We start from the raw sequence: 25,912 nt of genomic DNA, 5'->3' as shown, positions 1-25,912 counted from the left end.
AAATGGAACTTTTAAAAGCGGAAAATTTAAGCCATAGTTTTGATATTCCGCTTTTTGAAAATTTAAATTTTGCTTTAAATGCAAAAGATTGTATTGCAATATGTGGAAGTAGTGGGTGTGGCAAATCTACTCTTTTGCATATTTTATCTACCTTGTTAAAACCTCAATCAGGAAAAGTTTTTTATAATAATCAGGATTTGTATTCCTTAAACGATGAAGCTTTATTAGAAATTCGTAGAAAAGATTTTGGGATTATTTTTCAAATGCATTATTTATTTAAAGGTTTTTTAGCTTTTGAAAATATAGAGCTCGCAAGTATTTTGAGTAGACAAAATATCGATTATGAGTTGTTAAAAAAACTTGATATTGTTGATTTAATGAATCAAAAGATCACAAAATTAAGCGGCGGACAACAGCAACGAGTAAGTATAGCTAGAGTTTTAAGTAAAAGACCAAAAATCATTTTTGCTGATGAGGCTACCGGTAATTTAGATTTTAAAAATGCTTTAAATGTGTTAGATATTTTGATCAGTTATGTCAAAGAAAATAATGCAGCCTTAGTTTTTGTAACTCACGATCAAGAACTTGCTAAAAAATGTGATAGGATTTATCATTTAAGTAATTATGGAATTTGTTAAATATTTAGGCGATGAAAATGTTGTAATCTTCATGCTTTTATTTGCCAGAATGAGTGGATTAATAGTATTTTTCCCTTTTTTTTCTCACAATAGTATACCTTTGGTAGTAAAAACAACTTTAGCTTTATTTTTAACAATGTTTTTATATCCTTTGGCAAAACTTGAAAATAATACACCTGATTCTTTTTTTATTTTATATCTTTTAAGTGAAGTGCTTTTTGGGATGGTTGCAGGTTTAATTTTGCAAATGATTTTTGCCATTTTACAAATGGCAGGTGAGCAAATTTCTTTTACCATGGGTTTTTCTATGGCTAGTATTTTAGATCCAGCTACAGGTGCTAATACTCCAGTAATTTCTCAAGTTTTAAATTTGCTTGCATTGTTGGTTTTTTTAGCATTTGATGGTCATCATTTGGTATTGCTTTTTATATCTAGTTCGTTAGATTATATTAGTTTGGGTGGATTTTATCCGCATGAGAATTTAATGCTTTATTTGAATAAAGCTATGGTAAATATTTTTGTGCTCGGTTTTTCTATGGCTTTTCCTATTTTAGCAATATCTTTATTATCAGATGTTATTTTTGGTATGCTTATGAAAACTATGCCACAATTTAATCTTTTAGTGGTGGGTTATCCTATCAAGATATTTTTATCTTTTGCAGTGCTTATTGCTATTTTACTCATCATGATGCAGTATTTTAAAAATTTAATGTTAAAAAGTTTTGAGCATATGGAGTTATTGTTTTTCAATATATAAGCAATAAATAATTAAAAATGTTTTAAAATAATACATTTCTTTAACTTGGGAGATGACAGATGAAGGTTGTGCTGATAAATTCTAATGTAGCTGTTTCAAAATTAATTAGTTTGGGGGTTCAAAAACTAGGTTATGAATTTGAAGAGCTTGCAAATGCTGAAGAACTTGAAAAATTTTATGATATTATCATCATAGATCATGATATTGAAGCTAATTTAGATGAATTGAAAAGTAAATGTAATAGATTGATTTATTTATTGCCTAGAAACCAAGAGCAAGTAGAAGGCGTAGAGTGTTTATATAAGCCTTTTTTACCGACCGATTTTATAGAACTTTTGGGTAATGAAAAAACTTTAAGTGAAAGTAAGGATAGTACTTTAGAAGAAGATGAATTGAGTTTTGATGAGGATGTTTTAATTGATAAAGATATGCCTTTAGATGGAAATGAACTTTTGGCTGGTATTGATTTGTCTGAGCATGAAGAAAGTTTAAGTGAAGATGATTTAAATCTACAAGAAGATTTTTTTGAAGAAAATATAGAAGAAAATATAGAAGAAAATATAGAAGAAAATATAGAAGAAAATATAGAAGAAAATATAGAAGAAAATATAGAAGAAAATATAGAAGAAAATATAGAAGAAAATATAGAAGAAAATATAGAAGAAAATATAGAAGAAAATATAGAAGAAAATATAGAAGAAAATATAGAAGAAAATATAGAAGAAAATATAGAAGAAAATATAGAAGAAAACCCCGCCGAATTTGATTCTCTTGATGATTTACCTATGGTTGAAGAAATGAGCGAAAAAGAGATGAGTTTTGATGATTTACCTGAAGATGCTCAATTTATTGGTGAAGCAAAAGATGATGATAGTGTTGCAGAAGAAAATGAACCTTTAGTAGAAGAGGTTTTTGAAGATGAAAGTATAGATGATTTTCAACCAGAAGAGGAGTTAAGCACTCAAGATAAAATAAAAGAAGAATTAGCTGCTATTGATGAACTAGATGAAGAATTTGGTGATATTGATGAGAATTTAATGAGTGATTTTGATATGCAGGATTTAAGTGAGGGTGAAGATTTACAAATGAAATCACAAGCCGATATGAATGAGGAAAATATAGAGGAAAATATGAGTGAAGTTTTAGATGAAACGCAAGATGAATTTGCAAATTTAAACGAAAATGATATTATGTTAGCTTTAGGAGAAGAACTTGCTCCAGCTGTTGTAGAAAAGAAAGAAGTAAGTAAGGTAAACATTGAAGAAAAAGCGGAGAATTTACAAGAAGATGAAATGGTAAATGAGCTTAGTAAAAGCATAGCTCAAACTATCACTTCGAGTATTACCGATGATACTTTAAAAGCAGCCTTAAAAGGCATGAAAATGAATATAAACATTAATATAAGCTTTGATGAGGATAAACATTGAGTGGCCAAATTTTAATCATCTCAGGACCAAGTGGAGCAGGTAAGAGCACTTTGCTTCAAAGGCTCTTTAAAGAAAAAGATAATATTTATTTTTCTATTTCAAGCACAACAAGAGCTCCTAGAGAAAATGAAAAAAATGGAGTAGATTATTTTTTTATCAGCGAAGAAAAATTTAAACAAGGTATAGAAAAAGGCGATTTTTTAGAATGGGCTTTGGTGCATAAAAATTATTATGGTACTTCGTTAATTCCTGTAAAAAAAGCATTGCAAGAGGGTAAAAGTGTCATTTTTGATATCGATGTGCAAGGTTTTTGTATAGCTAAAGAAAAAATGCCTGAATATATTACTTCTGTTTTTATTACAACTAAAAATAAAAAAGAACTTGAAAAAAGATTGCTTAAGCGAAATACTGATAAAATAGAAGATATTAGCAAAAGATTGGAAAATGCTAGTGATGAAATGGCTTGTTTGGATCGATATGATTTTTTAATCATAAATGATGATCTTGAAAAAAGCTATAGGGAGTTAGAAGCGGTTTTTGAAGCTTCAAAATTAAAAAGTACAAAACATGATTTAAAACAAATTCAAATTCAATGGAATAAAGGAGAATAAAATGCATATGCCAAGTGGAACTCAATGGTTGATTATATTACTTATTGTGGTGTTACTTTTTGGTGCAAAAAAAATTCCAGAACTTGCCAAAGGTTTAGGAAAAGGTATTAAAACTTTTAAAGATGAAATGAATACAGAAGATGATAAAAAAATTGTTCAAGAAGATGCGCAAAAAATTGAAAAAATCAATGAAAAAGATGTTCTTGTAAAAGAAAATAACGAAGAAGTAAAAAAAGCTTAAGGCAATACATTGAAAACTTTAGTTTATAAAGAAATTAAAGAAAAACTAGGAAGAGATTTTATCTTAGAAAATCCCAAGAATAAAAATCTAGCTCATTTTGCCACGCCTTTGGCTTTTTCTTTGGCTAAAGAATTAAAGCAAAATCCTATGATAATTGCCAATGATATTGTTGCTAAGTTAAAAGATTGTGATTGTTTTGAAAGTGTAGAGACTTTAAATGGTTATGTAAATTTTAAACTTTCAAAAGCTTTTTTAAATTCTTTGGCTACGCAAGCTTTGAGCGATAGTGAAAATTTTGCAAAAGATGATAAAAAAGAGCAGAGTTTTTTATTTGAATATGTGAGTGCAAATCCGACAGGACCTTTACACATAGGACATGCTAGAGGGGCTATTTTTGGCGATACTTTAACTAGGGTTGCTAGGCATTTAGGATATAAATTTGATACAGAATATTATGTCAATGATGCGGGTAATCAAATTTATCTTTTAGGTCTTTCTATATTACTTGCAGTAAAAGAGCATTGTTTAAAAGAGCAAGTTCAATATCCTGATGAGTATTATAAAGGCGAATATATCGTAGATGTAGCAAAAGAAGCTTTTGTTGATTTTGAAAAAGATTTCTTTGTAGAAGAAAACATTCCGCAATTAGCATTTTGGGCTAAGGATAAAATGCTTAAAATTATCAAGCAAAATTTGGCCGATGCTAAGATATTTATTGATACTTATGTGAGCGAAACAAGTTATTATAATGAATTAGAAAATACCTTAAAAGCTTTAAAAGAGTATGGTGGTACTTATGAACAAGATGGTAAAATCTGGCTTGCGTCAAGTGCTAAAGGTGATGAAAAAGATCGTGTGATTATCAAAGATGATGGAAAAGGAACTTATCTAGCTGCTGATATAGTTTATCATAAAGATAAAATGAGCCGTGGTTATGATAAGTGTATTAATATATGGGGAGCTGATCATCATGGTTATATAGCTAGAATGAAGGCTGCTATGGAATTTTTAGGTCATGATAGTCAAAATCTTGAAATTATTTTAGCGCAAATGGTTTCACTCTTAAAAAATGGCGAACCTTATAAAATGAGTAAAAGAGCAGGAAATTTCATTTTAATGGGTGATGTTTTAGAAGAGCTTGGTAGTGATGTGTTAAGGTATATTTTTATTAGTAAAAAATGTGATACACATTTAGAGTTTGATGTAGATGAGTTTAAAAAAGAAGATAGTTCTAACCCTGTGTATTATATTAATTATGCTCATGCGAGAATTCATCAAGTATTTGCTAAAGCAGGTAAAAGTGTAAATGATGTTATGCATGCTAAATTTGAGAGTTTAAATGAAGATGGTATGAATCTTTTATTTGAAAGTTTAAATTTAAAAGCAGTGCTTAATGATGCGTTTGAATCAAGAGCCTTGCAAAAAATTCCTGATTATTTGAAAAATTTGGCTTCTTTATTTCATAAATTTTATAATGAAAACAAAGTTGTTGGCTCAGATAATGAAGATGAGCTTTTAAAACTTTTTGCTGTATGTGCTTTAAGTATTAAAACAGCTTTTGCACTCATGGGAATAGAAGCAAAAAATAAAATGAATCACGATTAATTTTGATCGTGATTTTTACTTTTTTATACTTCTTGTCATCATAAAACTTTGCTCAAAAAACAAAAGCAAAGTTACGCTTACTCCTACTGCTAGAGCTAGTGTTACTGAAAGCGTTGTGAAAAAATGATCGAAAAATTGAATCAAGAAATTAGTCTTTTCGCTAATATCCTCTGAGCGTATAAAAGAAATCAAATACAATATGGCTTTATATGCATAAATTCCAGGTATCATAGGAATGAGAGCGGGAAAAGCTATGATTTCAGCAGGTGTTTTAAAAATCTTAGCTAAAAACAAACCAAGACAACCTATACTAAAAGAAGCTATAAAGGTTGCAATAGCCAAGGTTTGAAAGCCAAAATACCCCATCAAAGTAAAGCACATACCATGAGCTATAGCAGCTAATATGGCTGAAAGTATGAGTGTTTTAAAGGGTGGGTTACACACATAAGCAAAGCCAAATCCTGTTAAAGCCGCAAAAAACATATCCCAAAGTATAGAAGAATAATCAATCATCTTAAAATCCCAAAATCATTAATACCAAGAGTAGTATAAATTCCAATGGCAATACAGCATACCAATATCGCCACACTAATAATACGACTAAGTCCCATAAGTATATGATCTTTTAAAATGTCTATAACGGAGTTTATAAAATAAACCCCAGGAATTAAATACAATATACTAGAACCCAAAGCAACATTAGCTTCTTGCACGAGTTTTAAATCCACTCCAAAAAATACAATAAAAGAGGATAAAAAAGAACAAATAATGTATTGAATTCTTAAATCAATTTTTATTCTAGTGAGTAAAACTCTTAAGCTAAAACCTACTAAAGTAGCTAAAAATACAAATAAACAGCCGTAAAAATCTCCCCCAAATAGCTTGCAAAATGCTGAGTTTGCCACTGAAACTAAAAATAAATTCGCTAAAAAAGGATTTCTTTTACTTTGTTTGAGCTTTGAAAGAGAAAATTTAGCTTCTTCTAGGTTATATTTATGATCATGAATTTGCCAGCTTAATGCGCTAAGTGCTAATATAAGTTTAAAATTAATATGATTGTGTTTATTAGGTATGATATAGGTTCTTTGTATGGAATTATCATCTTTATCAAAAATATTTAGTGTGGTATGATGAAAGAAAAAATTCATGTTAATCTCATAACCATATGCATTAGCTATTCTTCCAATGCACTTTGCTACTCTTGCTGTGTAAGTTCCAGCGCTTAAAAAACACTGATGTATTCGATTAAAAAATCTGTTAAATTTTGAATAGATGGCTTTTGCATAACATTTTTCTTTGAAATAATTTTTATAAGATTTTATCAAAAATCAAATATAAAATCATATAAATTTAAATGTTTTTAGAAAATATATATTAAATTAAAGAAAATAATAAAATACTTAGCTAATGAAACTAGGTATTTAAAATTGAAATTTTAAGATATCTTTTTTCTTTTTTGGATATAGATATAAATAACCACAATCATAGTAGCAAAAATAATACAAGCTATAATAACAAAATGCAAATATTCTTTGATTAAATCTTCATTTTTACCTAAAACATAGCCTAATATAAGCAAAATTAAACACCAAATTCCAGCCCCTAAACTAGTATAAAATATAAACTTTTTCAAATTCATTCTTGCTAATCCTGCGGGTAAAGAAATATACTGACGCAAACCAGGGATTAATCTACCACTAAAGGTTGATATTTCACCATGTTTGTTAAAAAAGGCCTCAAATTGAGCAAATTTTGCTTCATTAACTCCAAAATATTTGCATATTTTTAAAAGAACTTCCCGTCCTAAAAAATAACATAAATAATAATTAAGCAAAGCTCCTAAAAGAGCTCCAAAAGTCCCACAAAGCAGACATAGCCAAAAGTTAAGTTCGTTTTGATGGGCTAAATATCCAGCAGGTATCATCACTACTTCGCTGGGAAAAGGAAAAAAGGAACTTTCTACAAACATAAGAAAAATAATCCCCCAATAACCCCAATCTTTTGCAAGAGTGAGTAAAAAATCTATAATATCACCAAGCATAAATAACCTTTATTTTTTAAGCTAATGATATAAGCTTAGTTTTAATGTTTTAAAAATATAACATGGCTTTTGCACAAATGATTATTAAAATACATAAAATCAATGCAATCAAGTGAGATTTCAAAGGATCTTTTCTTTTTAAAACTTTTATAAAAAATAAAGAATAAAAAGTCAAAGCTAGCATTGTTATTAATAATAAAAGTTTGATAAATAAAAATATGCCAAAATTACTCGCAAAAAAATCCCAAAAAGAGTTAAATTCATAAAAGCTCAAAAGATAAAATCCACTTAGTAAAAGTAAGATAAAAATACCAGCAAAAATAAAAATACTTGATTTAGTATAGGCTTTTTTAATTTTATCACAATCTTCTTTGTTTGCGTGTTGATAAGCAAAGCGATAAACACATACATCAAAAAATACATAGGCTATAAAAAATACAGCGCAAATAAGATGAATACAAATAAAAATAAAATGCATAGTTAATCTCCTTAAAAAATCATAGCACAATTTTAAGGAGATGTAAAATTAAAGTTTTTCTAAAATTTGGATAGTTTTGATTTTATCTCCTGCTCTAATGCTATCTAGTACTTCCAAACTTTCTTTATCTTCAGGATTGATTTGTCCAAAGATAGTATGCACTCCATCTAAATGAGGCTGTGGACTATGACAGATAAAAAATTGTGATCCGCCTGTATCTCTACCAGCATGAGCCATAGATAAACTACCTCTTAAGTGCTTGTGTTTTTGATCGTCACATTCACACTCTATCTCATAACCAGGACCACCTGAGCCTATACCATAAGGACAACCACCTTGTATCACAAAATTTGGAATCACACGGTGAAAAACAAGCTCATCATAAAAACCATCATTAGCTAAGTTAGCAAAATTACACACAGTTTGCGGTGCTTCATCGGGAAATAGTTCTAATTTCATATCACCTTTTTCGGTGCTAATGATAGCAAAATTGTATTTTTTTGCATCTTTTGTGTCGATTTTTTTAAGCATTTTTTGCTCCTATTCTATGTTGGTATAAACTGCTTGTACATCATCATCATCATCTAATTTATCAAGCAATTTTTCAATATCAAGAAGTTGTTCTTCGCTAAAATTTACAGGATTGTTTGCAAGGTATTCAAGTCCTGCTTTTTTAAGCACTAAGCCTTTTTTTTCTATGGCATTGCTAAGCTCACCAAAAGCAGTGTAATCACCTATAATTAGTAATTCTTCTTCATTTTGCTCAAGTTCTTCAAGTCCTGCATCAATGAGTTCAAGCTCAAGTTCTTCTAAATCTCCATCATATTTTTCAAGATGAAAAACAGCTTTGTGTGAAAACATAAAAGTTAAAGAGCCATTTTGTAAAATTTCTCCACCATTTTTGCTAAAAATCGCTTTTACATTAGCCACCGTGCGTGTAGGATTATCACTCATACACTCAACGATAATTAAAGCTCCATGTGCTGCTTTTCCTTCATAGTGGATATTTTTAATATCAGCACTATCTTTTCCACTTGCTCTTTTAATAGCTGCATCGATATTGTCTTTTGGCATATTATTAGCTTTTGCAGTAGCTATGGCACTACGAAGCTTTGGATTCATATCAGGATCAGCTCCGCCTTCTTTTGCTGCTACTTGTATAGCCTTTGCAAGTTTTGGAAAAAGTTTGCTCATTTTATCCCATCTTGCTTCTTTAGAGGCTCTGCGATATTCAAACGCTCTTCCCATAAATTCTCTCTTTCTTATATTGTTTTAAAGTTAAAAGTATAAACTAAGAAGTCTAAATTTGATTTTAAAGGAGTAAAAGAGTGATCAGAAAAGCTAGGAAAGATGATGTTAAAAAATGCATACAATTGCTTGCTTTAGCAATGGATCATTTTATATATAAACTTAGTGGTTATAATGATCATCAAAAAGCCATAGAGGTTTTAGAAAATTTCTTCACTCAAGAAAATAATCGTTTAAGCTATGAAAATATATATGTTTATGAAGAAGATAGTGAAATTTTAGGTGCGATTTGTTTTTACGATGGGGCTTTGGCAGATGAGCTAGATAAGCCTTTAAATGAGCATTTAGAATTTTTAGGAATTAATGAAAAAGTTTTAAAAGAATGTGAAAATGAGTTTTACTTAGATTGTATTTGTGTGGATGAAAAAGCAAGAGGAAAAGGCATTGCTAAGAAATTGATTGAATATGCTTTCAATGAAGCTTTGGAAAATGGTAAAAAGCTTTCATTAATCGTAGAAGATGAAAATATAAATGCAAAAATGCTTTATGAAAAAATGGGCTTTAAATTTATAAAAAATAAAATTTTTCACTCTCATAAATATGAATACAGAGAAAAAGGAGAATAAATGATTATAAAAACTAAAAATATTAATTGTCAAAGTTGTGTCAATTTAATCAAGGCTTCATTGGAAGATGAATTTGGTACCATGCAAATAAATGTTGAAACAAAAAGCATAGAGATTGATTTAAAAGCAGAGCAAGTTGAAGAGTTTAAAAAACAATTGCAAGATTTAGGTTTTGAGATAGAATAATGTATGAGTTAAGATTAAAAATAGGCAATATGACTTGCGTTAATTGTTCTAATGCTATAGAAAAAGTTTGTTCAAAAATTGATGGTGTAGAGGATATAAGTGTTTCTTATGTTAATTCTAGTGGAGTGTTTTTGCTTAAAGATTTATCTTTGGAAGCAAAAATTAAAGAAAAAATCAAAGCTTTGGGTTTTGAAATATTGCAAGAAGAGCAAAATTTATATGAGTTTAAACTCAAAGAGCTTAAAAATATGAAAACAAAGCTTATCATGAGTATAATTTTAAGCTCTATTGCGATGTATTTTGAAATGTTTGTTCAAGGAAATGTTTCTGCTTTAATTCAAATGCTTTTATCTATGATAGCGATTTTTTATTGTGGAAAAGGTTTTTTTATCCACGCTCTTAAAGGATTAAGGCATAAAAATTTAGATATGAATACCTTGATATCTCTAGGTGCTTTTACTTCTTTTGTATATTCTTTTTTTGTGTATTTTGAGGTATTTAGCAAAGATGATTATTTTTATTTTAGTGGCGGAGCGATGATTATAAGCTTTGTTTTATTAGGTAAATACTTAGAAGAAAAGGCCAAATTTAAATCCTTAGAATATCAAAATAAATTAAAAAACATAGATATTAAAAAAGCTAATATAATCTTAGAAGATGGAAGTATAAAAAGCATACCTAGTGCTTTTGTAAAAGAAAATGATGTGATTTTAGTAAAAGAGGGTGAAAGCGTTGTCGCTGATGGGATAATTATAGCAGGTGAGGCTGAGGTTGATGTGAGTTTTTTAACAGGAGAGTTTTTGCCGCTTTTTAAAAAGCAAGATGATGAGATTTTAGCAGGAACTATGTTGATTAATGGAAGTTTAAAGATTAAAGCCAATAAAAAGGCGATTGAAAGTTCATTAGAACAAATCAAAGATCTTGTTTTTAAAGCAGGTAATGTCAAAACACCTTTAGCAAATTTAGCTAATAAAATTTCAGCTTATTTTGTAGCTTGTATTATTGTTTTATCGCTTTTTGTATTTGCTTTTTGGTATTTTAAAGAAGGGGTCAACGCAGCATTTTTGCATGCTTGCGCCACGCTTTTAATTTCTTGTCCTTGTGCTTTGGGCTTAGCAACTCCTATAGCTATAGTTAGTGCTTTGGCAAATGGTGCAAGAAATTTTATCTTAGTAAAAAATCCAGCAGTGTTAGAGAATTTATCCAGTATAAAGCTTGCTATTTTTGATAAAACAGGTACTTTAAGTCAAGATGATTTAAGTATTTATAAGCATAATCTTACTCAAGAAGATTTTCAAAAACTTACCCAAATTGAAAATTTAAGCTCACACCCAATCGCAAAGGCTTTTACTAAAGAATTAAATGTAAATTTAAATTTGCAAGGAAAATTAAGTGTTTTGGTGGGGAGTGGTTTGCTTTATGAAGAAAATGATGATGTGTATTTAATAGGTACTGAGAAATTAATGCTTGAAAATGGTGTTGATATACAAAAAAGCAAACAATTTTTGCAAGAATTTGAAGATCAAGCACCTATATATTTGTATTTTGTAAAAAATAATATTTGTCTTGGTGGGGTTTGCTTAAAAAATAAACTTAAAAACGAAGCTAAAGATTTGATAGCAAATTTAAAACAAAAAGGTATAAAAAGCATTATTTTAAGTGGTGATAATAAAAAAAGTGTTACTAAAATAGCAAATGAGCTTAATATTGATGAATACTATTCTGACTTAAAACCTGAACAAAAACTTGATTTTATAAAAGAAAAAATTAAAAAAGAAAAAGTGCTTTTTATAGGAGATGGCATTAATGATGCTCCTGCTTTAAATTTAGCTAGCGCAAGTATAAGTTTTTCCAAAGCAAGCGAACTTGCTAAAAAAAGCGGAGATTTGATTTTGATAAAAGATGATTTATCTTTAATAGCTTATTGTTTTGAGCTTTCTCAAAAAACTAAAAACATCATCAAACTTAATCTTTTTTGGGCTTTCATTTACAATGCTTTATGCATTCCTATCGCAGCAGGTCTTGTACCATTTATAAGTCTTAGTCCGCATTTGGCAGCTTTAGCAATGTGTTTTAGTTCGGTAACGGTTGTAGTTAATTCTTTAAGATTGCGTTAGGCATTTCAGTTTTATTTAATATTTTCTATAATATATTAATATAAATTTAATAAAAAGGAGTACTAGAATGAATTGCAATTGTGGTTTTTCTATGACGAGCATAGTAAGATATTCTAAAATGATTATCTTGCTTACAGTTGCCTCTTTAGCGGCTATTGTTGTTTTTGGTAATATAACTGATTATAATTCAAATTTTCAGTTTGTAAAGCATGTTATGAGTATGGATACCAAACCTGATTATTTAGGTAATGCTATTGTTTATAGAGCCATTACAAATCCTACTATCCATCATATTGCCTATATTTTTATTATTTGTTTTGAAGCTTTTATTATGCTAACCGCTTTAAAAGGTGCTTTAGATATGTTTAAAGCAAGAAATTTGGACGCGAAAACTTTCCATGAAGCTAAAAAATTTGGAATCATTGCTTTAACTTGTTGTTGTTTACTTTGGTTTTTTGGTTTTCAAGTAGTGGCTGCAGAATGGTTTGGTATGTGGATGAGTAAAACTTGGAACGGCTTGCCTGATGCTACTAGATTAGTAACTTATATGCTTTTAGCTTTAATTTATATTAGTATTAAAAACGATGATTAATTTATCAAACTCCTAAAAGGAGTTTGATTTTATAATTCATTAACAGCACGATATGCTTGATCGATTGCTGAATGCATATAAGCTGACCAGTCAGAATCTGAATTTGCTATAACGATATTTCCAAAAGGTTTTCTTGCAAGTTCTATAGTTTTTTGTGCTTCTTCACTATCATCAAAAAGACTATTTTCTGTATATGAATAGCAGTGTCCCCAACGATTTACAACTATAGCCTTAATGTCTCTTTCATGGTCAAATCCAGCTGAGCCTAACATGCCTTGAAGTTGATCGCGAATAATTTTCTCATGTTCTTCAAAACTCATAGTGAATAATAAATTTCTACCCACTCTAGCTCTATCTCTTGCATCCATTCCTTCAAGGTCAATCCCTTGGATATTCGCAAAAGCTAAAGGAGAGCAAACCATATGAACACAAATAGGCTTTTTAGGATCTCTTGGGTGGCGGTATCCTCCCATATCTACAGGATAATCAAGCTTGGTTCTAGCATAAGGCATTTTTGGTGAATAAATTTCATGTACTCCAAGTTTTATAAATGGTTCCCAGTTGCTTATGATAACTTTAGTATGTAAAAGAGAAGTTTTTACATTTTTACTCAAAGCATCTTTTTGATCTTGTGGCATACTTGGCACTATGTATGGAATCATACTATTATAATTTGCCATTACAACTTTTTTAGCTTTTACTCTGTAATTTTTGCCTTTATTAACGTAAGTTACCAAAGCTCCATCTTTTGTATTTTCTACATTTATAACAGTGCTGTTTAATCTTAAACGTACTTTGTTTTTAGCAAGATCAAGTTTAGAATAATCAAAATGAGCCAAGGTAATCTCATCCATATCTTTACCTTTTTTAGACACATCAGGAATTAATCTTCTAACCATTAATCTAGCAACAGTAGCATTGCCATCAGCACAGTGGTGGATATATGGCTCTTCCATTTCAGCTAAAGCCTCTCCTTCGATTGGATCAAGACCAAGCTTGTCAAAACCAGGTAAGAAAGAAACTCTAGCATCTTCACAAGAAACAGCATCAATGCCTAAAGCTAAAAAGTCATCTGTCATACCTTCAAAGAATTTTACAGCTTGTGGTGAAAGCTTAACTTTTTCTTCTAAGAATTTTTTATAGCTTGTTTTTGCTACATATTCATCTCTTTGCTTTTTATCCATGCCTTTTAAATAGTCTTTTTCACTTTTAAATAAAGCAATAAGATCTTTTTTATCTTTATCATTAAGTGGAAAATCTCCTATAAAGGCTTCAATGCTTCTTCCGTTGCTTTTTTCTTCAGGAATATCATCACAAATTACTTTTCTAGGATTACCATTTACAACTTTGTCTACTCCAAATTCAGACTTAGAAAAATACACACCTCTGCTAAGTTTTAAATCAGGATAAAAATTTACATCAAAACGTTTAGCAAGTTCATCAATATCCACACCCAAAGATGATAATAAATCTACTACTTCTTTAGAATACAATGCCTTTGGTGATTGAAATGTTTCGCTACCACCATAACTTAAAATAGTGCCATCTTCTAGTTCTATTTCATTTCTTCTAGCGTGTCCACCAAAATCATCATGATTATCAAGGATAAGAATTTTTTTATTTTTTCCAAATTTGTTTTGATAAAAGCAAGCCGCTGCTAAACCACTAATTCCAGCTCCAACAACAACTAAGTCATATTCTTGTTTAGGTTTGATAGCGCTAAAGTCAAATTTTTCACCATCTCTTAGCATATGTGCAAATTCATAACTTGCATTATTACTACCCCTTAACCCAAGCCATTTTGGTGGGTAGTATTCTTTAGTGAAATCTTCGATTTTGGCTTCTTTACCATATAATACTTGCAATGGAGTCATTCCTGTAAGTATAGTTAAAGCCATTCCGTTTAAAAAATCCCTTCTTTGCATAGTTGTCCTTAAAATAAGATATATAAAGTCTTATTTTAAGAATATATTTATATTTTTATTCTTAAAGTATTTTGTAAATACAAAAATTTTTACAAAAAAGTTACTCTTTTTCTCTTTTTGTAATTTTTATATAGTTTAATAAGTAGAAAAATCAAGGCTAGACTTAAAGCTAAAAAATGTGGAATTTGTGGTATTTTTGCAGATAAAAAATAATGCCAAGTTGTTAGTAAAAAGCAAAAATATCCAAGTTTTCTTATTTTGCTTAATTTTTTAAAAAGCTTAAATGAGCTTATAAACATAAATGTGAGTATGAAAAAGCTCATAAAACCACTAAATTCTAAATTTTTACTAAAAGTATCTTTGAAAAAAAGTATTAGATCTAAATTTTTTCCAAAAGCAAAATAATTAAAAAAGTGAATTAAAGCCCAAAAAAATGCATAAAAACCTAAAAATTTAGGGTAATCTTTTGTGTGTTTATACTTTAAAAGTGAAAAGAATAGGCTTAATCCAAAAAAGATTAAGCCAAATACGCCACTATAAAAATACAAAGATTTTACAATATCAAATTCTTGCATGATTTGATAAATGCTAAAAATAACACTTAAAGCAAAGGCTAAAAATCCGCCGATATTATAAACTTTTTTACTCATTAAAAATTAACCTTTAAATCCATATCTTTATACAAATGCGCTACTTCTTTTTCATAGCCATTAAACATCTGTGTAGGCTTAGTGAAAAAACCTCCCAAAGGACGTTCATTTGCTTGAGACCATCTTGGATGAGAAACATTTGGATTAACATTAGCATAAAAACCATATTCTCTAGGGTTTGCTAACTCCCATGTGGTTTTGGGTTGCTCTTTGGTAAATTCTATTTTTACAATAGATTTTATACTTTTAAAGCCATATTTCCATGGAACTACAAGGCGAATCGGTGCTCCATTTTGTCCTAATAAAGGCTTTTTATACATTCCTACAGCCATAAGTGTTAGTGGGTGCATAGCCTCATCTAATCTTAAGCCCTCTACATAAGGATAATCAAGAGTTGGGAAAAATGAAGCTTGATCAGCAAATTGGTTTTTATCAAAAAGAGTGGTAAATTTTATAAATTTAGCCTCACTTTTAACTTTGCATTTTTCTATCAAAGCGCGCAATTCAAAACCAACCCAAGGCACCACCATAGACCAAGTTTCAACACAACGAAATCTATAAATTCTCTCTTCTAAAGGAAAGGCTAATAAATCTTCCATGGTTAAAGTCAAAGGTTCTTCAACTTCCCCGCTAATTTCTATCTTCCAGCCCTTTGTGTTGAAATTTTTTGCAAGCTCAACAGCTCTTTTTTTATCAGTAGAAAATTCATAAAAATTAACATAATTAGCTGCAATTTTTTCATCGCTAAGTTTTAATTTTTCATTGTTAGGATCAGGAAAGAAATTTAATGCCATTAATTCAGATTGAACTAAGGCTGAACTAACAAAAGCTCCAGCACCTAGTTTTAAAAAATGACGTCTTTTGTTATACAATTGCTCATTTGTGATATTCATAAAAATCCTTTATATATTTTGTGATATTAAAACATATAAAGGAAAATGAAAGGATAATTTTTATTATTTTATAAAAAATATTTTTAAAAAATTACCTCATGATTTTCAGAAAGAGCAGGGTTGTTTTTTGGAAATGGGGAGGTATTAGTGTAATACTCTTTTTGCTTTTCATAAATTCCTTGATAAACCCCTTTTGGAATGATAAATTTTCTAGCGCTATCAGGATAAAGTTCTAAGTATTTTGTTAAAAATTCTTTAAAAACCGGAGCAGCAGTTCTTGCGCCACCTTCTATTTGTTTCATAGGTTTATTATCATCATTTCCATACCAAATGATAGCTTCTATTTCAGGAGTTAAGCCACAAAACCACGCATCGATGCTTTTATTTGAAGTACCTGTTTTTCCAGCTATTTCAATCCCTTCTACTCTAGCATTACGCCCAGTACCTTTTTTAACAACATTTTGCATCATATCATTGACCAAAAAGGCTTGTTCGGGTTCACTGATTTTTCTTTCTCCAGAATTAAATTCTACTACTATTTTGCCATTTTTATCGATTACTCTTTTAATGAGTATCAAATCTTTTTGCACACCATAGTTTCCAAATACTGTATAAAGTTTAGCATAATCATAAATAGAAATTCCAAAGCTACCCAAAACTATAGATAAATCAACCGGTATATTCTCAAAACCCATAAAACTAAGTTTATCATGGATTACATCAAGTCCTAAGGCAAGAGCTAAATTTATAGTGGCTAGATTTCTTGAGCCAGTTAGTGCTTCTTTTAAACTTATAAGTCCTAGAAATTTTCCGCCGTAATTTTTAGGTTTCCAGTCTTTCTCATCTTCTTTGGTGCTTTCAAAAATTCTTGAAATATCAGCAACCTTACTCATAGGAGAATAGCCCATGTCAATGGCGATTTGGTATAAAAAAGGCTTAAAAGAGCTTCCAGGCTGTCTTAGGCTTTGAGTAGCACGGTTAAAATTGCTTTTTGCATAATTTACCCCACCTACTAAAGCTAATATATCTCCGTTTTGGTGATTTGCTACTATCATAGCTCCATTAAGTGTGCTTAAATTTGCATCTTTATCTCTTTTAACTATTTCATCATAGCCAAATTTTAAGGCCTCTTTTGCAATATTTTGCACATCAAGATCGATGGCAAGTTCTATTTTATAGCCACCACTTTTTAAGTCTTTAATCCCGCTTAGTTGTTTTAAAACTTCTTGAGTAACATAAGGAGCTGCATTTTGTGTTAAAGTATCATCATATACTTTTGGAATCTCTTTTAAGGCATTTTCATACTCTTCTTTAGAAATCCAACCAAGATTATACATTCTTTGTACTACGCTATTTGCTCTTGCTAAAGAAAGATCTAAATGTCTAGTAGGATCATAAGTACTTGGAGCCTTTGGCATACCTACTAAAATGGCAATTTCTTTCAAACTAAGCTCATCTAAATTTTTTCTAAAATACCCAAGCGCAGCGGTTTTTACTCCATAATATCCATGTCCAAAGAATATGAAATTTAAATATCTTTCTAAAATTTGCTCTTTAGTTAAAGTATTTTCTATCTTATATGCAAGCAAAGCTTCTTTTAGCTTTCTACTCAAAGTGCGCTCTGGGGTTAATTCTGTGTTTTTTATGAATTGTTGTGTAAGAGTGGAAGCTCCTTCCATGGTTTTTCCACCGCTTCTTATGATTTTAATAGCTGCTCTAAAAATCGCATCTATATTAACCCCACCATGTTCAAAAAAGCTAGTATCTTCAATGGCTACTAAAGCTTCTATAAGTCTTGGAGGAAGTTCTTCATAAGGAGCATAAAAGCGGTGTTGCTCAAAAACATTTGCAACTAATTTTCCATTTTTATCAAAAATTTGTGTTGTAAGAGGTGGTTTATAATCTTTAAAGGTGTATTGATTTAAATCAGAATCAGAAAACAAATATGCAATAAATATAAAAACTCCAACCGCACACACTATACAAAAAGAAAGAAATATTTTTAAAATTTTTATCATAAAAATGCTTTCAAAAGTTCTATATTAAGCCCTAGTGCTGTACTTTGATGGCCTATGATTTTTTTAATGTATTTTTTATGAAACCCCTCGCACATCACAGCTCCGGCTTTACCTTGATAAAGTTTTGAATCAATGTACTCTTGCATATCTTTTAAATCAAATTTATCTAAGATCAAATCACACTTGCTAAGATTAAAAATCTTTTTATCTTCTAAAACTAAAATCATCGCGCTTAAAACGCTAATGCTTTTGCCACTTTGCAAATTGAGCATATTAAAAGCCTCATTATCACTTTTAGCTTTAGTAAGAATGATATTTTGAGTGCAAACTATACTATCAGCAAATAAAACATTTTTAAAATCAGGGTATTTTGCAAAAAACTGCCTTTCTTTTTCTAAAACAATTTTCTGCACATAAGAGTTTGGATTGTCTTTTTTTACCAAGCTCTCATCATAATCTATAATAATTTGCTCAAAAGCGATATTTACTTCTTTTAATAAAGCAACGCGTGAAGGCGAACTTGAAGCTAGATAAAGCATTAAGCAAGACTTTCTTCTATGATTTTTTTAGCATGATCAAGTGCTTGTTCTATTTTACTTGTATCTTTACCACCAGCTGTTGCAAAATCATCTCTACCGCCACCGTTTCCATCAAGCATTTGTGCAATTTCTTTTACCAAAACACCAGCTTTTAATGAAGCGTCTTTAACACCTGCTGCGATGATGATTTTGCCTTCTTTTTCTTGTAAAAGTAAAATCACAGCTTTATTAAATTTGTTTTTAAACTCATCTATCATAGTTTTTATATCACCACTATCTATTTTTTGCACACAATATTGAATGCCATTTAGTTCTTTAGAGCTTAATTCTGCTTTGTTTGAATTTTTTAATTCATTTTTTAAATTAGCTATTTCATTTTTTAATTTTGCCACATAGCTTAAAATATCATGAGTTTTTAACTCTTCTTTGGCTTGGTTTAGCTCTTTTAAATTTTTACTAACATAATCAAGCGCAGCTTTGCTTACTACTGCTTCTATTCTTCTAACTCCAGCACTAACTCCGCTTTCTTTGATGATGTAAAAACTTCCTATTTCAGGGCTATTTTTCACATGGGTACCACCACAAAGCTCCTTACTAGCCCCTATGGTTAAAACTCTTACTTTTTCTTGATATTTTTCACTAAATAAAGCTATAGCACCACTTTTTTTAGCTTCATCTAAAGCTAAAATTTCAATTTTAGTTTCATTTGCTTGCATGATGTAAGTATTTACCAAAGCTTCTATTCGCTTTAATTCTTCTTTATTTGGAGCTTTTGGATGAGTAAAATCAAATCTTAATTTATTATATTCCACCAAAGAACCTGCTTGGCTAATGTGTGAGCCAAGAATTTCTCTTAAAGCATGGTGTAATAAATGTGTCGCACTATGATGTCTTGCGATTTGCTCTCTTTTTTTAGTATCTATGCAAGCTAACACTTCATCGTTTGTTTTAAGATCTTGTTTTAATTTCACTTGACTAAGATTAATATCAAAGAATTTTTGCGTATCTAAAACCTCATTTTCATTGATAAAACCTATATCAGCGCTTTGCCCTCCGCTTGTTGCGTAAAATGGAGTTTTTTCAAGCATTAACCACGCTATATCTCCTGCTTTAGCTTCGGTTGTGATTTTAAAATTTTCATCTAGAATAGCCATGATTTTAGTTTTTTCTTCATAATTTTCATAACCACTAAAAGTATTCTTGCCAAATTTTTCTAATAAAACTTTAAAGTCCCCACTAACTGCTTTATCCCCGCTTCCTTTCCAAGAAGCTTTGGCTCTATCTTTTTGTTCTTGCATAAGCTCATTAAATTTAGCTTCGTCTACGCTAAGATTTTTTTCTCTTAACATATCTTGGGTTAAATCAAGTGGAAAACCATAAGTATCATAAAGTTTAAAAGCTACTTCACCGCTAAAAATATCTTTAGTTTTTTTAAGTTCTTCATTGAAAATTTCAATACCATTTTCGATAGTGCTTAAAAATCTTTCTTCTTCTAGTTTAATCTGCTCTTTAATAAATTCTTTTTTTTCATTTAAGTAGGTATAATGCCCACCCATTAACTCACACACTACATCTACAAGCTCATACATAAAAGCTCTTTTAAGACCTAGTAAATATCCATGTCTTAAGGCACGGCGCATAATTCTTCTTAAAACATAACCTCTACCTTCTTTATCAAAGCCAACTCCTTGAGCAAGTAAAAATACACTTGATCTAATATGATCAGCGATTACTCTATAGCTAGCCCCGCTTTCATAGGTATAAGTTTTACCGCAAAGTTTTGCAATACTCTCAATAATAGGCATAAATAAAGAGCTATCAAAATTGCTAAATTTTCCTTCTTTTATAGCGCTAACTCTTTCAAGTCCCATACCTGTATCAATACTTGGTTTTGGCAATGGAGTAAGTGTGCCATCAGCACTTCTTTCATACTGCATGAAAACTAGGTTCCAAATTTCTAAGAACCTATCTCCATCACCACCCATATAATCTTCACTAGAATTAAAATGCTCAGCACCTTGATCATAAAAAATTTCACTACAAGGCCCGCATGGTCCAGTATCGCCCATTTGCCAAAAATTATCTTTATCGCCAAATTTATAAATTCTTTCTTTTTCTATATGTTTTTGCCAAAGCTCATATGCCTCATCATCGCTTTCATGTACAGTTACATATAATCTTTCTTTGGGTAGTTTTAAAACCTCAGTTACAAATTCCCAAGCATAAGCAATGGCTTGTTCTTTAAAATAATCCCCAAAACTAAAATTCCCAAGCATTTCAAAGAAAGTATGATGTCTTGCTGTATAGCCTACATTGTCTAAATCATTATGTTTTCCACCAGCTCTTATACAAGTTTGACAGCTTGTTTTACGCGGAGGATTAGGGCGTGGTACTTCTCCGGTAAATATACTTTTAAAAGGCACCATACCTGCATTAGTAAAAAGTAAAGTCGCATCATCAGGAACTAAAGGGCTTGAAGGAGTGATTTCATGTCCTTTTGACTTAAAAAATTCTAAATATTCTTTTCTTATATCCATAGATTTTCCTAGCTAGTTTTTTGCTTAAAATAATACCAAAAATACTTTAAATTAAGTAAAACTATCTTATAATCACGATTTTAATTTACAAGGTTAATACAATGAAAATTCCTTTTATAGACTTAAATGCTCAATATAATGCTTATAAAAATGAAATCGATGAGGCTATTAGTGAAGTTTTACAAAGCAGCTCTTTTATAGGTGGTGCAAAATTAGAAGAATTTGAAAATAATTTAGCTAAATATGTAGGTGTTAAACATGCAATAGGCTGTTCAAGTGGTACAAGTGCGTTATTTTTAGCCTTGATGGCTTTGGGCGTGGGTAAAAATGATGAGGTAATAGTACCAAGTTTTACCTTTGTAGCTACAGCTGAAATGGTTGCTCTAATCGGCGCTAAGCCTGTTTTTGTAGATATTGATTTTAAAGATTATAATCTTAGTTTAGAAAAAGTTCAAAGTGCTATCACGCCTAGAACTAAAGCTGTAATTGCTGTGAGTATTTTTGGGCTTATGCCCGATATGTTTACTCTAAAAGAACTTTGTAAAAGTCAAAACATCGCTTTGATAGAAGATAGCGCACAAAGTTTTGGAGCTAGTCAAAAAGGTATAAAATCATGTGCTATAGCTGATATATCTTGTACAAGCTTTTTCCCGTCTAAGCCTTTAGGTGCTTATGGAGATGGTGGGGCGATTTTTACCCAAGATGATGAATTAGCACAAAAAATAAAAATTTATTTAAACCATGGACAAGTGCAAAGATATAAGCATAAATACATCGGTATTAATGGAAGGCTTGATACCATCCAAGCAGCTATTTTAAATGTGAAATTAAAATACTTAGACGAAGAGATTAAAAAAAGAGAAGCAATAGCAAAAATTTATGATGAAAATTTAAAAAATTGTATTTTACCGCCAAGAAAAGATGGTTTTATGAGTGCCCAGGCTCAATATAGCGTGCGTGTAAAAAATAGAGAAAATTTCATGCAAAAATTACAAGAGCAAGGCATACCTACTGCGGTGCATTATCCTTTAGGGCTTCATTTGCAAGAAGCTTTTGATTATCTTGCTTATAAAAAAGGCGATTTACCAAATACAGAGCTTTTAAGTGATGAAATTTTATCTTTACCTATGAGTGCATTTTTAAAAGAAGAGCACCAAGCTAGAGTGATTGAGGCTTTTAAATGAAAATAGGGCTTATAGGCCTTGGTAAAATGGGTAAAAATCATTTAAAAGAACTTGAGCGTAATTTAAAAGTAAAAGAAATTCATCTTTATGATCCTTTTTGCAAAGATGAATTTAAACATTTTTTGCATAAAAATTTTGATGATTTTTTAGTGCAAAATCTTGATGGTGTTATTATTGCTACGCCTACTCATACGCATTTGGACATAGCTTTAAAGGTTTTTCCTAAAATAAAAAATGTTTTGATAGAAAAACCTTTGGCATTAAATATTGATGAAATTTTAATTTTAGAGCAAAAAGTTAGAGAAAATAAAGTCAGAGTAGGGGTGGGCTTTTGCGAGAGATTTAATCCTGCTGTTTTAACTTTAAAAGAAAAACTTTTAGAAGATGAGATTGTAAGTATTAATATACAAAGAATTTCTCCTTATCCACAAAGAATAAATGATGTAGGTGTTTTAAGTGATCTTAGTGTGCATGATATTGATTTAGTTAGATTTTTAAGTCAAGAACAAATTTTAAAAGCAAATATTTATAAAAGCTTTCATCATGATAAATTCGAAGATGAGGTAATGATAAGCTTAAAACTAGAAAATATCTTAGCAAGCATTCATGATAGTTGGAATGGACAATGCATTATAAGAAAGATCACGCTTTTGGGTAAAAAACATACTTATGAGCTTGATCTTAAAAATTTTGAACTTTTTATCAATATGCAAAAAATTCCAAATTTATATGACAATTCTCCTTTATATGCTGAGCATGAAGCCTTTTTTGAGCTTTTGCAAAATGGAGTTTGTAAAAATTTAGCTAGCATTGAAGATGCTTTGAGAGTACAAGAAATTTTAGAGGGTGTTTGATAGTGAAATATGTCTTTTTTTTAAATATGGGTGGAGTGAATAAACTTGACGAATGTGAAGTTTTTTTAAAAAATATGTTTAATGATCCTTATATTTTAGGGATAAAAAATGTTTTTTTAAGAAAGTTTGTAGCCTTTATGATAAGAAAATCAAGATTAAAAGCTATGAAACAAAACTATGAAAAAATGGGTGGAAAATCCCCACTTACTCAAATCACACAAAGTTTATGTGATAAATTAAATTCTAAAACTGGGGAATATAAATTCGATTTTATTAGTCTTTATGTACCACCTTTTGCAAATGAGGTTTTTTCAAAATATGATTTTAAGCAAAATGACGAAATTATTTTATTTCCTCTGTATCCTCATCATTCTAAAACCACTGTAACTAGTTCTTTAGAAGTAGTGGAAAATGAGCTAAGAAATATCCAAAACCAAGCTAATGTAAAAATCATTGATGTTTTTTATAAAGATGAACTTTATAATGAAATGATTATAAAGCATATTTTAGAAAAAAAGAGAGAATACGATTATAAAACTTTGATTTTTTCTGCGCATTCTTTACCACTTTCAGTGATTAAAAAAGGCGATTTGTATGAAAAACATGTGCAAGAGCATGTGGGTGTCTTAAAAGAAAAACTTAAAAATGAATTTGATCAAATCATTTTATCGTATCAATCAAAACTAGGCCCGGTAAAATGGCTTGAACCTAACACAAGTGATATTTTAGAAAATTTAGATCAAAAAGCTTTGATTTATCCTATATCTTTTTGTATAGATTGCTCTGAAACGATTTTTGAACTTGGAGTAGAATATAGACACTTAGCAAAAAGTGATTATGCGCTTATTACTTGCCCTAATGATAGCGATGAGTTTATAGAGTTTGTTTTAAATTGTTTAGTTTAGATTTAAATAAAACTCTAAATTTTAAAGTTAGTTTGGATTAGTTTTTTATCGTTTTGTTTTCTATAGGCTTTAAATAATTTTCTTTTATCATAAGGTTTACTGTATCTTTAAACATAGGTAAGGCACTTTGTGCAGCATAATAACTATAAGCTTTAGTAGGATGTCTTACTAAAACTCCTATGGTGTAATTATTTTTCTCATCATTTGCAAAGCCAAAAAATGAAGCGTTATAACGATTTGAAGTATAGCCTTTCCTTTCAGCAATCCTGGCTGTACCTGTTTTACCACCTATGATGATGCCTTGAGTTTGCGCTTTTTTACCAGTTCCTTTTTCTATAACATTGATTAAAATTTGTTGCATTTCTTTAGCAGCTTTACTTGAAAGAATTTTTTCTTTTTTAGCCTCATCATCAAGTTTTATTAAACGTCCATCTTGGTAAATTTTATTTGAAAGTTGTGGAGTGATATAAATTCCATCATTGTTAAATACATTATAAGCAGCTAAAAGTTGTATGAATGTTGTTTTTAAGCCATATCCATAGCTTAATACAGACTTTTCTACCTCTCTTAATCTTTTCGGATTTGGTATTTCTCCTTTTTGTTCATAAGGAAGATCAATGCCGCTTCTTTCTCCAAAACGAAAAATTCTAAGTCCTGAGATAATTTCAAGATTGCTTAATCTTTGAGCGATTTTAATCATACCAACATTTGAAGAGTAGGTGATAACTTCTTCCATGCTCATTTTGTTTTTTTTGTGATCATCGCGTATGGTAAAACGACCAAGTTTGTATTGTCCACCTTGAGTATCAATGATTTCATCAACTTTGATTTTATTAAGCATTAAAGCGGTAGTAAATATAAAAGGTTTTATAACAGAACCTGCTTCATAGCCATATTCTATCGCACTTGCATTAAGCACAGATAGATCTTTTCCACGATTTTGTGGATCGTATCTTCTTGAGCTAGCAAGGGCTAAAATTTTTCCACTTTTACTTTCCATAATTGCAACTATAATTTCATTAGCTTTTAGATCTTCATTTCTTTTATCAATAGCCTTTTCTAAGCCTTTTTGAAGTTTTAGTGAAATATTTAAGTATAAATTGCAACCATCTATTTTACGCTTTTCATAAGAGTGTAAATTTAAGATAATATTGCCACCTATATCTCTTAAACCTTGGATTTTTGCATTTTGCAAAGGGCTTAAACATTCATTGTAATATTTTTCTAAGCCTTTTATACCAACATTTTTGAAAATTTCACTTTTTTCATCCATATAAGTTCTTGTGTAGCCTATAATTGGGGTAAGTGAGTCTTTTGGCATATACACACGATCTTCTTTGTGTTCTATGATATCAAGCCCTCTTGTTTCAACCCTGCCGTTGTTATTTGTAAAAGACTTAAAAAAGCCTTGAGTATAAAGCTTTTTAGCTAATTCTTTTAAATAACTTGCATCTTTTGAATTAATATCTTGGAGTAAAATAAAATTATAACTTCTTCTTTTTTTTGCAAGCATTCTTTTTTTGATATCTTGCATTTGCTCATCGCTTGCGCCACTATAAATTTGAAAAAGTGTTAAAAATAATTCTTTTTTATCAGGATTTAAACTTCTTAGATCAATCTCTGCTCTATAAATTTGCCTACTAGAAGTTACGGTGAAATTATCGCTTGTGATAATATTACCTCTAAGAGCAGAAAAATATTGTTCTTTTTGAGTATTTGGTATATGGCGTTTTGAGGTTAGAAAAAAAGTAGAAAGTAAAAACAAGGCCATAAAAAACAGAGCCATACAAAAAGCAAAAGCTACCTTTGAAACTCTATTTCTAATGGTGTTTGAAAGCAT

25 protein-coding genes and 1 pseudogene are annotated in these 25,912 nt (G+C 30.0%); 13 read left to right on the top strand and 13 right to left on the bottom strand.

The window, feature by feature from the left end:
• Window positions 1-2 precede the first annotated feature (2 nt).
• The 6 genes from CAMP18498_RS02775 to argS are packed head-to-tail and all read left to right on the top strand — an operon-like array spanning window position 3 to window position 5,279.
• Window positions 3-638, top strand: a complete 636-nt coding sequence (locus CAMP18498_RS02775) for an ABC transporter ATP-binding protein (protein ID WP_337197357.1) — start codon at window positions 3-5, stop codon at window positions 636-638.
• Window positions 625-1,395: a flagellar biosynthetic protein FliR gene (gene fliR, locus CAMP18498_RS02770; RefSeq protein WP_263664301.1), complete on the top strand. Its 771-nt coding sequence runs from the start codon at window positions 625-627 to the stop codon at window positions 1,393-1,395. The genes CAMP18498_RS02775 and fliR overlap by 14 nt, the downstream gene beginning before the upstream one ends.
• A 59-nt stretch (window positions 1,396-1,454) precedes the next feature.
• Window positions 1,455-2,822: a hypothetical protein gene (locus CAMP18498_RS02765; protein ID WP_337197354.1), complete on the top strand. Its 1,368-nt coding sequence runs from the start codon at window positions 1,455-1,457 to the stop codon at window positions 2,820-2,822.
• Window positions 2,819-3,433 carry a guanylate kinase gene (gene gmk, locus CAMP18498_RS02760; RefSeq protein ID WP_337197352.1) on the top strand — a complete coding sequence of 205 codons (615 nt, stop codon included), beginning with the start codon at window positions 2,819-2,821 and terminating at the stop codon, window positions 3,431-3,433. Before CAMP18498_RS02765 ends, gmk begins: the two co-directional genes overlap by 4 nt.
• A 1-nt stretch (window position 3,434) precedes the next feature.
• Window positions 3,435-3,674: a twin-arginine translocase TatA/TatE family subunit gene (locus tag CAMP18498_RS02755; RefSeq protein ID WP_039618758.1), complete on the top strand. Its 240-nt coding sequence runs from the start codon at window positions 3,435-3,437 to the stop codon at window positions 3,672-3,674.
• Between the two features lie 9 nt (window positions 3,675-3,683).
• A complete protein-coding gene (argS, locus tag CAMP18498_RS02750; protein WP_337197349.1) occupies window positions 3,684-5,279 on the top strand; it encodes an arginine--tRNA ligase in 1,596 nt (531 codons plus the stop codon).
• A gap of 15 nt (window positions 5,280-5,294) precedes the next feature.
• Here the strand turns inward: argS and CAMP18498_RS02745 are convergent, their stop codons facing one another.
• The 6 genes and pseudogenes from CAMP18498_RS02745 to CAMP18498_RS02720 form a co-directional block, all read right to left on the bottom strand.
• Window positions 5,295-5,792, bottom strand: a complete 498-nt coding sequence (locus tag CAMP18498_RS02745; protein WP_337197348.1) for a threonine/serine exporter family protein — start codon at window positions 5,790-5,792, stop codon at window positions 5,295-5,297.
• Window positions 5,789-6,564: pseudogene (locus CAMP18498_RS02740) on the bottom strand (threonine/serine exporter family protein). The gene CAMP18498_RS02745 and the pseudogene CAMP18498_RS02740 overlap by 4 nt, the downstream one beginning before the upstream one ends.
• Window positions 6,565-6,714: 150 nt before the next feature.
• Window positions 6,715-7,320 carry a DedA family protein gene (locus CAMP18498_RS02735; protein WP_337197346.1) on the bottom strand — a complete coding sequence of 202 codons (606 nt, stop codon included), beginning with the start codon at window positions 7,318-7,320 and terminating at the stop codon, window positions 6,715-6,717.
• Window positions 7,321-7,369: 49 nt separating this feature from the next.
• Window positions 7,370-7,798: a trehalose-6-phosphate synthase gene (locus CAMP18498_RS02730; RefSeq protein WP_263678811.1), complete on the bottom strand. Its 429-nt coding sequence runs from the start codon at window positions 7,796-7,798 to the stop codon at window positions 7,370-7,372.
• A gap of 48 nt (window positions 7,799-7,846) precedes the next feature.
• Window positions 7,847-8,329, bottom strand: a complete 483-nt coding sequence (locus CAMP18498_RS02725; RefSeq protein WP_263677775.1) for a peptidylprolyl isomerase — start codon at window positions 8,327-8,329, stop codon at window positions 7,847-7,849.
• Between the two features lie 9 nt (window positions 8,330-8,338).
• Window positions 8,339-9,046, bottom strand: a complete 708-nt coding sequence (locus CAMP18498_RS02720; RefSeq protein ID WP_337197343.1) for a YebC/PmpR family DNA-binding transcriptional regulator — start codon at window positions 9,044-9,046, stop codon at window positions 8,339-8,341.
• Between the two features lie 80 nt (window positions 9,047-9,126).
• Between CAMP18498_RS02720 and CAMP18498_RS02715 the strand changes: the two genes are divergently transcribed.
• From CAMP18498_RS02715 to CAMP18498_RS02700, 4 genes are all read left to right on the top strand, one after another.
• Window positions 9,127-9,672 carry a GNAT family N-acetyltransferase gene (locus CAMP18498_RS02715; protein WP_337197342.1) on the top strand — a complete coding sequence of 182 codons (546 nt, stop codon included), beginning with the start codon at window positions 9,127-9,129 and terminating at the stop codon, window positions 9,670-9,672.
• On the top strand, window positions 9,673-9,858 hold the full coding sequence (locus CAMP18498_RS02710; RefSeq protein WP_337197340.1) for a heavy-metal-associated domain-containing protein: 186 nt from the start codon (window positions 9,673-9,675) through the stop codon (window positions 9,856-9,858).
• Window positions 9,858-11,975, top strand: coding sequence for a heavy metal translocating P-type ATPase (locus tag CAMP18498_RS02705; protein ID WP_337197338.1), 2,118 nt, complete (start codon window positions 9,858-9,860; stop codon window positions 11,973-11,975). Before CAMP18498_RS02710 ends, CAMP18498_RS02705 begins: the two co-directional genes overlap by 1 nt.
• Before the next feature lie 67 nt (window positions 11,976-12,042).
• A complete protein-coding gene (locus CAMP18498_RS02700; protein ID WP_337197337.1) occupies window positions 12,043-12,567 on the top strand; it encodes a DUF2165 family protein in 525 nt (174 codons plus the stop codon).
• Between the two features lie 29 nt (window positions 12,568-12,596).
• Here CAMP18498_RS02700 and CAMP18498_RS02695 read toward each other — a convergent pair whose 3' ends face one another.
• From CAMP18498_RS02695 to alaS, 6 genes are all read right to left on the bottom strand, one after another.
• Window positions 12,597-14,492 (bottom strand): NAD(P)/FAD-dependent oxidoreductase, encoded by a 1,896-nt coding sequence (locus tag CAMP18498_RS02695; RefSeq protein WP_337197336.1) that lies wholly within the window; start codon window positions 14,490-14,492, stop codon window positions 12,597-12,599.
• An 89-nt stretch (window positions 14,493-14,581) separates the two neighbouring features.
• Complete coding sequence (locus CAMP18498_RS02690) at window positions 14,582-15,142, bottom strand: sulfite oxidase heme-binding subunit YedZ (protein ID WP_337197335.1); 561 nt, start codon at window positions 15,140-15,142, stop codon at window positions 14,582-14,584.
• The gene (gene msrP, locus CAMP18498_RS02685; protein WP_337197333.1) at window positions 15,142-16,035 is read right to left on the bottom strand and encodes a protein-methionine-sulfoxide reductase catalytic subunit MsrP; all 894 of its coding nucleotides are present in this window, start codon (window positions 16,033-16,035) and stop codon (window positions 15,142-15,144) included. Before msrP ends, CAMP18498_RS02690 begins: the two co-directional genes overlap by 1 nt.
• A gap of 83 nt (window positions 16,036-16,118) precedes the next feature.
• Window positions 16,119-18,050, bottom strand: a complete 1,932-nt coding sequence (locus CAMP18498_RS02680) for a PBP1A family penicillin-binding protein (RefSeq protein ID WP_337197382.1) — start codon at window positions 18,048-18,050, stop codon at window positions 16,119-16,121.
• Window positions 18,050-18,592: a septum formation inhibitor Maf gene (maf, locus tag CAMP18498_RS02675; protein WP_337197332.1), complete on the bottom strand. Its 543-nt coding sequence runs from the start codon at window positions 18,590-18,592 to the stop codon at window positions 18,050-18,052. The genes CAMP18498_RS02680 and maf overlap by 1 nt, the downstream gene beginning before the upstream one ends.
• The gene (gene alaS / locus CAMP18498_RS02670; RefSeq protein WP_337197330.1) at window positions 18,592-21,129 is read right to left on the bottom strand and encodes an alanine--tRNA ligase; all 2,538 of its coding nucleotides are present in this window, start codon (window positions 21,127-21,129) and stop codon (window positions 18,592-18,594) included. The genes maf and alaS overlap by 1 nt, the downstream gene beginning before the upstream one ends.
• 107 nt (window positions 21,130-21,236) lie before the next feature.
• On the opposite strand from alaS, the gene CAMP18498_RS02665 reads away from it, so the two are divergent.
• From CAMP18498_RS02665 to hemH, 3 genes are read left to right on the top strand one after another with little or no spacing between them, the layout of a single operon-like run.
• A complete protein-coding gene (locus tag CAMP18498_RS02665) occupies window positions 21,237-22,313 on the top strand; it encodes a DegT/DnrJ/EryC1/StrS family aminotransferase (protein ID WP_337197380.1) in 1,077 nt (358 codons plus the stop codon).
• Window positions 22,310-23,167, top strand: a complete 858-nt coding sequence (locus CAMP18498_RS02660) for a Gfo/Idh/MocA family protein (protein ID WP_337197328.1) — start codon at window positions 22,310-22,312, stop codon at window positions 23,165-23,167. The genes CAMP18498_RS02665 and CAMP18498_RS02660 overlap by 4 nt, the downstream gene beginning before the upstream one ends.
• A gap of 2 nt (window positions 23,168-23,169) precedes the next feature.
• On the top strand, window positions 23,170-24,072 hold the full coding sequence (gene hemH / locus CAMP18498_RS02655; RefSeq protein WP_337197326.1) for a ferrochelatase: 903 nt from the start codon (window positions 23,170-23,172) through the stop codon (window positions 24,070-24,072).
• Window positions 24,073-24,109: 37 nt separating this feature from the next.
• Here hemH and CAMP18498_RS02650 read toward each other — a convergent pair whose 3' ends face one another.
• Window positions 24,110-25,912, bottom strand: coding sequence for a peptidoglycan D,D-transpeptidase FtsI family protein (locus CAMP18498_RS02650; RefSeq protein WP_337197324.1), 1,803 nt, complete (start codon window positions 25,910-25,912; stop codon window positions 24,110-24,112).

It is taken from the genome of Campylobacter sp. W0066.2 (assembly GCF_024723515.1).
Classification (GTDB): Bacteria; Campylobacterota; Campylobacteria; order Campylobacterales; family Campylobacteraceae; genus Campylobacter_D.
The sequence above is the reverse complement of the archived record's forward strand: the minus strand, read 5'-3'. Positions and strand labels throughout refer to the sequence as shown.

Coding starts and splice junctions, on each gene's coding strand:
- CAMP18498_RS02775 (WP_337197357.1), top strand. CDS start 3: ATGGAACTTTTAAAAGCGGAAAATTTAAGCCATAGTTTTGATATTCCG.
- CAMP18498_RS02650 (WP_337197324.1), bottom strand. CDS start 25,912: ATGCTTTCAAACACCATTAGAAATAGAGTTTCAAAGGTAGCTTTTGCT.
- alaS (WP_337197330.1), bottom strand. CDS start 21,129: ATGGATATAAGAAAAGAATATTTAGAATTTTTTAAGTCAAAAGGACAT.
- CAMP18498_RS02745 (WP_337197348.1), bottom strand. CDS start 5,792: ATGATTGATTATTCTTCTATACTTTGGGATATGTTTTTTGCGGCTTTA.
- CAMP18498_RS02700 (WP_337197337.1), top strand. CDS start 12,043: ATGAATTGCAATTGTGGTTTTTCTATGACGAGCATAGTAAGATATTCT.
- CAMP18498_RS02710 (WP_337197340.1), top strand. CDS start 9,673: ATGATTATAAAAACTAAAAATATTAATTGTCAAAGTTGTGTCAATTTA.
- fliR (WP_263664301.1), top strand. CDS start 625: ATGGAATTTGTTAAATATTTAGGCGATGAAAATGTTGTAATCTTCATG.
- CAMP18498_RS02725 (WP_263677775.1), bottom strand. CDS start 8,329: ATGCTTAAAAAAATCGACACAAAAGATGCAAAAAAATACAATTTTGCT.
- CAMP18498_RS02730 (WP_263678811.1), bottom strand. CDS start 7,798: ATGCATTTTATTTTTATTTGTATTCATCTTATTTGCGCTGTATTTTTT.
- maf (WP_337197332.1), bottom strand. CDS start 18,592: ATGCTTTATCTAGCTTCAAGTTCGCCTTCACGCGTTGCTTTATTAAAA.
- CAMP18498_RS02765 (WP_337197354.1), top strand. CDS start 1,455: ATGAAGGTTGTGCTGATAAATTCTAATGTAGCTGTTTCAAAATTAATT.
- CAMP18498_RS02705 (WP_337197338.1), top strand. CDS start 9,858: ATGTATGAGTTAAGATTAAAAATAGGCAATATGACTTGCGTTAATTGT.
- CAMP18498_RS02720 (WP_337197343.1), bottom strand. CDS start 9,046: ATGGGAAGAGCGTTTGAATATCGCAGAGCCTCTAAAGAAGCAAGATGG.
- CAMP18498_RS02690 (WP_337197335.1), bottom strand. CDS start 15,142: ATGAGTAAAAAAGTTTATAATATCGGCGGATTTTTAGCCTTTGCTTTA.
- CAMP18498_RS02695 (WP_337197336.1), bottom strand. CDS start 14,492: ATGCAAAGAAGGGATTTTTTAAACGGAATGGCTTTAACTATACTTACA.
- CAMP18498_RS02755 (WP_039618758.1), top strand. CDS start 3,435: ATGCATATGCCAAGTGGAACTCAATGGTTGATTATATTACTTATTGTG.
- CAMP18498_RS02660 (WP_337197328.1), top strand. CDS start 22,310: ATGAAAATAGGGCTTATAGGCCTTGGTAAAATGGGTAAAAATCATTTA.
- msrP (WP_337197333.1), bottom strand. CDS start 16,035: ATGAATATCACAAATGAGCAATTGTATAACAAAAGACGTCATTTTTTA.
- CAMP18498_RS02735 (WP_337197346.1), bottom strand. CDS start 7,320: ATGCTTGGTGATATTATAGATTTTTTACTCACTCTTGCAAAAGATTGG.